8 protein-coding genes are annotated in these 7775 nt (G+C 44.5%); 6 read left to right on the top strand and 2 right to left on the bottom strand.

Annotated features, from left to right (window positions below; all coding sequences use genetic code 11):
* Positions 1-323: 323 nt before the first annotated feature.
* Positions 324-1421: a glycerate kinase gene (locus QZ918_RS06725; RefSeq protein ID WP_293332674.1), complete on the bottom strand. Its 1098-nt coding sequence runs from the start codon at positions 1419-1421 to the stop codon at positions 324-326.
* Between the two features lie 160 nt (positions 1422-1581).
* Positions 1582-1914 carry a DUF565 domain-containing protein gene (locus QZ918_RS06720; RefSeq protein ID WP_293332671.1) on the bottom strand — a complete coding sequence of 111 codons (333 nt, stop codon included), beginning with the start codon at positions 1912-1914 and terminating at the stop codon, positions 1582-1584.
* A gap of 400 nt (positions 1915-2314) precedes the next feature.
* Here QZ918_RS06720 and QZ918_RS06715 point away from each other — a divergent pair, with 400 nt between their 5' ends.
* From QZ918_RS06715 to QZ918_RS06695, 6 genes are all read left to right on the top strand, one after another.
* Positions 2315-2884, top strand: a complete 570-nt coding sequence (locus QZ918_RS06715) for a hypothetical protein (protein ID WP_293332668.1) — start codon at positions 2315-2317, stop codon at positions 2882-2884.
* A gap of 264 nt (positions 2885-3148) precedes the next feature.
* The gene (locus tag QZ918_RS06710; protein ID WP_293332665.1) at positions 3149-5116 is read left to right on the top strand and encodes an ArnT family glycosyltransferase; all 1968 of its coding nucleotides are present in this window, start codon (positions 3149-3151) and stop codon (positions 5114-5116) included.
* 122 nt (positions 5117-5238) lie between these two features.
* Positions 5239-5457 carry a hypothetical protein gene (locus QZ918_RS06705; protein ID WP_293332662.1) on the top strand — a complete coding sequence of 73 codons (219 nt, stop codon included), beginning with the start codon at positions 5239-5241 and terminating at the stop codon, positions 5455-5457.
* The gene (locus QZ918_RS33240; protein WP_527250390.1) at positions 5454-5723 is read left to right on the top strand and encodes a type II toxin-antitoxin system RelE family toxin; all 270 of its coding nucleotides are present in this window, start codon (positions 5454-5456) and stop codon (positions 5721-5723) included. Before QZ918_RS06705 ends, QZ918_RS33240 begins: the two co-directional genes overlap by 4 nt.
* Before the next feature lie 183 nt (positions 5724-5906).
* Entirely contained in the window at positions 5907-6053 is a 147-nt protein-coding gene (locus QZ918_RS06700; protein ID WP_293332659.1) for a hypothetical protein, read from the top strand.
* A gap of 42 nt (positions 6054-6095) precedes the next feature.
* Complete coding sequence (locus tag QZ918_RS06695) at positions 6096-7772, top strand: ATP-dependent nuclease (RefSeq protein WP_293332656.1); 1677 nt, start codon at positions 6096-6098, stop codon at positions 7770-7772.
* Positions 7773-7775 lie beyond the last annotated feature (3 nt).

Genomic DNA, 7775 nt, shown 5'->3' with positions numbered 1-7775 from the left:
TGTAACACGAACAACTTTTTGCCTCAACATAAATTTGACCCCAATAGTATAAACATAGCATACCATCAAGAGATTTGTAAAGGTTTTACCACAAATGTTGAGTTATTTTGCTTGCTGCTCGCTACCCCACAGGTGCACCGGGCAATGTTACCGACGATTTGGTGCAAAAGGCGATCGAACTCGGTACTCCCGGCAGTTAATTTAGAATCGAGACTTAAATTTAACCCTCTAAGGTATGTAGTTGCGCTTCAGCGCTCTTTCCTAATATCAGGAAAGAGCGCTGAAGCGCAACTACGTACCTAATTCGTTTAAAATTGATATTGCTAATGTATCAAGTCGATCGCACGACAAATCTTGCCGATCGCGCGATCGGGCAAAATTTCCACCACCAAATCCACGCCATCACCCTCAAGCATCGACTGAATATATAACTCAGGATGCAGCGCTTTCCAGAAATATTCCACAAACCGATTAATTTCCGACTCAGACATTCCCGACTTCCCCGCAGCCATCATTTGCCGTTCCGCCTGATTGCGCCACACTTGAGAAAGGCGGTAATCTCGGGGATACAAAACCATCAACCGATCTAATCGGTTCCACAGTGGCAAATAGTCGTGCAGCTTCGCATTCATATCGCGCGCAAACTGACAGTCGCCCTCTGTCGAAATCGGAAACGGCGCCGCCGCCAAAAACTCGTTCAATCTGCGATCGGCGACTGGGTTTACACCGACAAACCAACCTTCAAACAGTACAATATCCGCACCGGAAATAAGTTCGGATTGACTGCGATCGCCCGCACCTCCCCAGGCTGATTTTTCAAACCGGGGAATTTCTATTTTTTGACTGTCAAATGCTGCTAATTCGCCCGTGCCAGAAGCGCGCAACTTGTCTAAAACGGAGATTCCCAAGTCAATATCGTGAGTGCCGGGGGGGCCGCGCCAAATCAAACGCGGATCGGCTTGTTGGAGATTTTGGCGATCGGCATAAGTCTTGTAAAGATCGTCTAAAGAAAGGCTGACTGTAGAATGTCCCAATTTTTCGAGTATCAGCCTCAAAACTTGGCATAAAGTAGTTTTTCCCGTTCCTTGGACTCCTAAAATTCCTTGAATTAAAGTTTGGTTTAAACTTTGTTTTTCAGTCGATAATTGTATCGCCAGCGGCAGCCACAGATTCCACAAACTTTCGAGAAAAACACTTGACTTGACGGGGAAAGTATGCAGTCGATCGAGTACAGACAGGAATAAATCGGTTTTGTGGCGGACAACATGGGCTGCGTTGTCAGGAGTAATGTTAAAAGCGCGCGATCGCACACCGTCGGCAAGTTCCCAACAGGCGAGGCGATCGAAATCGGGAGCGATCGGGCGATCGCCCGATCGCCAGCGGTGTAAAATTTCAACAGGATTTACAGGCGAGCCAACCATTTTAGATTTTAGGATTGGATGATATTATGTCGAGTCGATTACCATAACAAAAATAGTTTGTAGTGCGGACTTCAGTCCGCAGAGTGAGAGCGGACTGAAGTCCGCACTACAAACGAATTTTACTGCGATTAATCGAGCGGACACCATATGATTTAATAATTTAAGAGCCAAGTTTGAAAGCTTCTACAAATAAATTGTAAGTCACGCCAATTTTTAGAGTATTGAGCATTTCCACCCACAAAGCACCAGCCACCAGCCGCCTGCTGCTGTAAACCAGTCGGTTCGCCAACTCGGTCAACAACACCAACATCCCGGCTACGATAATATCCCAATTAGCGGCTTGTCCGGCGATCGTCGAAAGAGCAGTTCCCAAAAAATTGCCGAACAGCAGGCTAATTACCAGCAGCGAAATCCGCCGCCAAGGATTGCTAGCCCAGCCTGCAAATTGCTCGCCCAGAACATCAATCAATCTGTTAATTCGGGTATTCTGCATAAAAGTTAAAAGTTATGCGGATGAGTCAGTAGATTTTAGATTTTAGATTGAAGAATTTTAGATTTTAGATTTACTGTCGTATTGAATCTGCTGGGAGATTGACCAGGAGTCTCAAGTTTTTGGCTAGATACTCTTGAGTATCGGGGTTTGTAGCTGTTTTTGAGCGGGGTTAAAAAATGCCGATCGCCAACAACCCCAAATCCTTACCGGATCGGTATCCGGCAATGTCAAGTCTCAAATTTAACATCTAAAATGGTATTGAGCGATCGCGAGCTTTATAGCCCGAACCGTCAAGTAATTAAGTGTAGCTGTATCTTGTGGCACAGTAGCCCCGGATTCTACATTCAACATAGGTAGGACTAATAGCAGGGGTGCAGTCTATCCTTTAAGCATAAAATTTATGAAACTTCAAAATTACCAGATATTAATTGGAATGGCGATCGTCCTAATTACAGGAATGTTTCTCGGACGTTTTGAAATCACCATCTCCAACGGTGCAAATCGATCGAGTGATTTGCCCTCAGCAGCCACCGCACTCCCTCCAACACCTCCGGTTTCGACAGTCGCAACAGCTTCGGCAGACACCGCTAGCAAGCCCAAACCCGACTTACCCCCAGAAGCAGAGGAAGAAAGCAATTCCTCAATCCCTGTCAATGGCAAAGCTGCCGGCAGTTTGCGAGTCAGCAACCGCAGCGAACACCCAGTGCGAGTGGCCTTGCTGTCGAAACGGCAAACCGAGAAATCCTACGGAAAACCGGCCCACTGGGATTTTGCGCCGGGGGAAGGTGGCGGCAAGGGACTGATGCTATCGCTGCCGGAGGGCAAGTTAAAAGTCAAACAGGGAGACATTCTGGTGGTTTTTGCTCAGGATGGTTCCCGCCGCTACTGGGGGCCTTACGTCGCCGGGGAGACAGCCTCGCCCGCTTGGAATCCCAAAGCCGAAGAATGGCAATTAAATTTGCAGCCTTGAAGGAAGAAGTTCGGCAACGGATTCTGTAACGGATGTAACGGATGTCAGTCCGATCGAAGTCGGAAGAAGGAAGAAGGCATAGATAGCAAGCTGGATCGATCGATATGTGACATTTGATTAAGTGGATCTTACTGAGGTGGCCCGGATATTTTGGTTGAGAAACCGGGTTGCTAGGCTATTGTTGAGAACGGTGCAAGATGTGAGTTGAAGGGGGTGCGATCGAATTTCCAGTTTCGATCGCGCGAATCTTTCGGTAGACTCTCTATGCGAGTTAAAATTTTCAATCTAAAATCGCAGGAAGTTTCCGTGAAGGAAGTTATTAAAAATTTGTCAGAATATTACAGGCATCGGCCGATGGTACCTTTGTTGCTATCGGTGTTGTGGCTGTGCGCGATCGCCTGGGTAGCTTTCTTGTGGAATTTAGGCAACATCGGCTTAGTTGACGAAACCGAACCGCTGTTTGCTGAAGCCGCCCGTCAAATGACGGTGACAGGAGATTGGATCACTCCTTATTTCAACGGCGAAACCAGGTTTGACAAGCCACCGTTGATTTACTGGCTGATGGCGGTGGCTTACCGCACTCTGGGCGTTAACGAGTGGGCTGTGCGACTTCCGTCGGCTTTGTGCGCGATCGGCCTGACTTGCCTCGGATTCTACACTCTATCGCGATCGAAGGAAGAAGGAAGTTCGGCAACGGATTCTCTAGCGGATGTAACGGATTTAACAGATACAAGGGAGAAGTCTGAGAGAATATTTTCCCCCTCTCCCTCTCTCCCTCTCTCCCCCTCTCGTCATCTCCCGCTGTTTCTTTCTACTCCTTGGATTGGTGCGGCATTAATAGCTTTAAATCCCCAAACTATTGCCTGGGGGCGGACTGGCGTTTCGGATATGCTATTAGTTGCCTGTATGTGTTCGGCACTTCTGGCATTTTTTCTCGGTTACACGCTAGAAGAAAAGAGAGAAAAAGCAGAACTTTCCACCATTTCTGCTGGGCGATTTCCCAATAAATGGTATGTGACTTGTTACGTACTAATTGCCTTAGCAATTCTGGCTAAGGGGCCTGTGGGAATTGTCGTACCAGCGATGATTATTGGTAGCTTCGCGCTGTATTTGGGAAATTTTCGACAACTTTGGCGCGAAATGCGTCCGCTGTCGGGAATCCTGATTATTTTGGCGATCGCCCTGCCTTGGTACATTCTGGTGATATTAGATAACGGTGAAACTTATATTGAGAGTTTTTTCGGCTATCACAATTTCCAGCGTTTTACTGGAGTAGTCAACAAGCACTCGGCGCCTTGGTATTTTTACTTTTTTGTAGTCCTCCTCGGTTTTGCGCCTTGGTCAATTTATTTGCCGGTGGCGATCGCGCGTACCCGTTTTTGGCAGCGCAGTTATTGGCGCCGTCAAGCGCGATCGGCACAATTAAGTTTATTTGCCCTATTTTGGTTCGGCTGCATCTTTGGCTTTTTCACGATCGCCGTGACAAAATTGCCGAGTTATGTATTGCCTTTACTGCCAGCGGCGGCGATTTTGGTAACCCTGCTGTGGGACGATATTGTAGCAGGGAAAGCATCAGAAGTCAGGCCCGGGCGATCGGAAAACAAGCCGAATTCTCTGCCGCGATCGCTGTTAGTTACATTCATTGTTAACGTCGTATTTTTATTGATTCTAGCGGGAGCAACTTTCTACTGCTACAACTGGCTGGGAGACGATCCGGCGATGCCCAATTTTCCCCAAGCAATTCAGCAGTCGGGATTGCTGAATGTCGGCGGTACGATTTGGATAATTACCGCAGGGGCGATCGCGCTTTTACTCTGGAAACGTCAACAGCGCTGGATTTTGGTAGCTAACTTCATCGGATTAGTCGCATTTATCATCTTTGGTTTGACTCCCGCCTACAATTTGGTCGATCTCAACCGCCAGTTACCTCTGAGAGAATTAGCGAAGGTTGTTGTCCAACAAAAACAGCCGGGAGAAGAGTTGATGATGATTGGTTTCTGGAAACCGAGTCTAGTTTTTTATACCGAAGAACAGGTGACTTTCTACCGACTTCCCAGGGGCGCGAAAGACTACATCGAGGACTCCAAAAACCACACTTCTCCGACGATTCTAGTGCTGGGATATCCCCACAAGTTTGTGGAATTCGGATTGCAGCCAAATCAATATCAGTTGTTGGACAGTCGCGGCGCGTACCAACTGGCAAGGGTTCAGAGAAAGGCGTTTTTGAATTAGTGTATTGTACTGCGGTTTTGGCGATCGATCGTCAGACAAGGTGTGACGTTGAAATTGCAGTACAATATAGTCAACAGCGATAATAGATAGGATGCCATTTTAATTGTAAGAGTGTGATAGCCATGACTGAGTTACTTGAACGTGCGATCGCCAAGTTGAAAACATTGCCTGCAAGCGAGCAAGATGCTCTCGCTTCAATGATTTTGGAAGAACTGGAAGACGATTTGCGCTGGGATCGAGCATTCTCTCGTTCCCCAGATGCTCTTGCTAAACTTGCAGCGACAGCAATGGCTGAGTATCATGCAGGTACAACTCAAGAACTAGATCCAGAAACATTGTGAAGTCACGGACGACAATCGAATTCCGTAAATTATTTGCTGATTTACCCGAACAAGTTAAAGAACAGACGCGTGGGGCGTATCGCCAGTTCAAGGAAAACCCAAGTCATCCCAGCTTGCGTTTCAAAAAGGTGCATCCAGAGTTACCAATCTACTCTGCCCGAATTGGCAAAAACTATCGAGCAGTTGGTCAGTTGGAGGGAGACACTGTAATCTGGTTTTGGGTTGGTTCACACGCAGAGTACGATAAGTTCCTGGGGCAGTTGTAGTAGTGTAAGTATAACAACAACCCCTTGAATAAAAGCTATAATATACTCACTATCTAAAACCTAAAACTCGGGGGCAATATGGTTTCAATTCTTAACAAACCATCTTCATTCATCCATGAGATTTGTATTGAAAAAGTTGATCGCTGGAAGTTGTTCAAATTTAGTGAACCACTCCAACAGCGAATGGAACTATTGCTAGAAAAGAAGAAAGCAGACCAACTAATGGCAGAAGAGGCAGCGGAACTCAATGCCATTGGGGAATTAGATCGAATCTTTACCCACATTAATGCAATGATGGTTGCTCAAGATGGCGATCGGTGTCAAACTTAACTTAGTAATCTTTTTGAAACGACTAAAGCAGATAAAAATATAATGATCAAGACTATTAAACTAAAATTTGGCAAAGCACCAAACCAACCCCCCGCAGAAATAGATACTACGCCTGTAACTGTATTTGTAGGCCCCAACAACTCTGGAAAAAGTAAAATTTTATCTGAAATTCATTACCGATGTACAACCGGTCAGATCAACTCAATGGATCTCATTTTAAGTGAAATAGAATTTGATTCACTTACATTCGATTTAGCAAAAGCAAAAGTAAAAGAAATTACTCTCAATTCTCGCCATAATGAAGAGTCTATACCAGAGAATATTGTTGTTGTTAACATGGGACTCATAAAAAATCAAATAGATGAGAATACACTTATTAATGTATTTCAAGATCCCAATAGTCAACTTTACCTTTTTTGTTTATACTACCTTGCATTTAAGACCTTAATTTTAGATGGCAAAAACCGGATTAATTTGGTCAATCAACAGCCTGGTTGTGATCTTCAACAACCTACTTCTAATAATAGTTTTATGGTTTTATTTCGAGACGAGGATAAGAGAAAAAAAGTCAGACGGATTATTTATGATGCGTTTGGATCGCACTTTGTTATAGATCCAACTAATTTAGGAGGACAGTTGAGACTCCGTTTATCATCTCTTCCTCCAAACACCAACCAAGAATATAGTCTTGATCCTGATGCTGTGCAGTTTCATTCGAGTGCAACTCTTATTGAACAAGCCAGTGATGGTGTAAAAGCTTTTACGGGAATAATCACAGAAATTATCGCTGGCGATCCTGCTGTTCTTTTAATTGACGAACCTGAAGCATTTTTGCACCCTTCTTTGGCATTTAATTTAGGAAAGGAGATTGCTCTTACTAGCTCCGAATCTGAGAAACGAATTTTTGTATCGACACATAGCCCAAACTTTGTCATGGGCTGTATACAGTCAGGTGCGTCAGTTAATATTGTTAGATTGACTTACCGTGAAGGAATCCCTACTGCAAGGGTTCTTGCCAACAAAGACATTTTGCGACTGATGAGAAATCCTCTATTACGTTCAACAGGAGTGATTAGCGGATTATTTTACGAATTTGTTGTAGTTACAGAGTCCGATGCCGATCGTGCTTTTTATCAAGAAATTAATGAACGTCTACTGCGATATCAGCCAGAATTTGGTATTGCCAATTGTTTATTTATTAATGCTCAAAATAAGCAAACAGTTAAAACAATAATTAAACCATTAAGGGAACTTGGCATACCAGCAGTTGGGATAGTTGATATCGACGTTATAAAGGAAGGCGGGCAAGTTTGGAGTGGTTTTTTAGAAAGTAGTTTTGTGCCAGAATTGGAGCATCAATCCTTGGCTAACTTGCGGAATGATGTCAAAAGAAAATTTGATGCTTCAGGTAAAGACATGAAGCGTGTTGGCGGTGTAGATATTCTCTGCGATCGAGATCGAGAAGCAGTCAATAATCTATTTGATAAACTTGCTGAGTATGGAATTTTTGTTGTCAGAAAAGGAGAGTTAGAATCTTGGCTTCCTAATCTGGGCGCAACTGGGCATGGGCCATCTTGGTTAATCGCTGTCTTTGAAAAGATGGGAGAAGATCCCGAATCACTCGATTATTTAAAGCCATCAAACGATGATGTATGGTCATTTATTGGTGAAATCAAGAAATGGTTTACAAATCCTACCCGAAAAGGTATACCTTTATAATTC

Origin of the sequence: Microcoleus sp. CAWBG58 (assembly GCF_020883045.1) — a bacterium.
Taxonomy (GTDB): Bacteria; Cyanobacteriota; Cyanobacteriia; order Cyanobacteriales; family Microcoleaceae; genus Microcoleus.
This window is presented reverse-complemented; position numbering and strand designations above follow the sequence as displayed.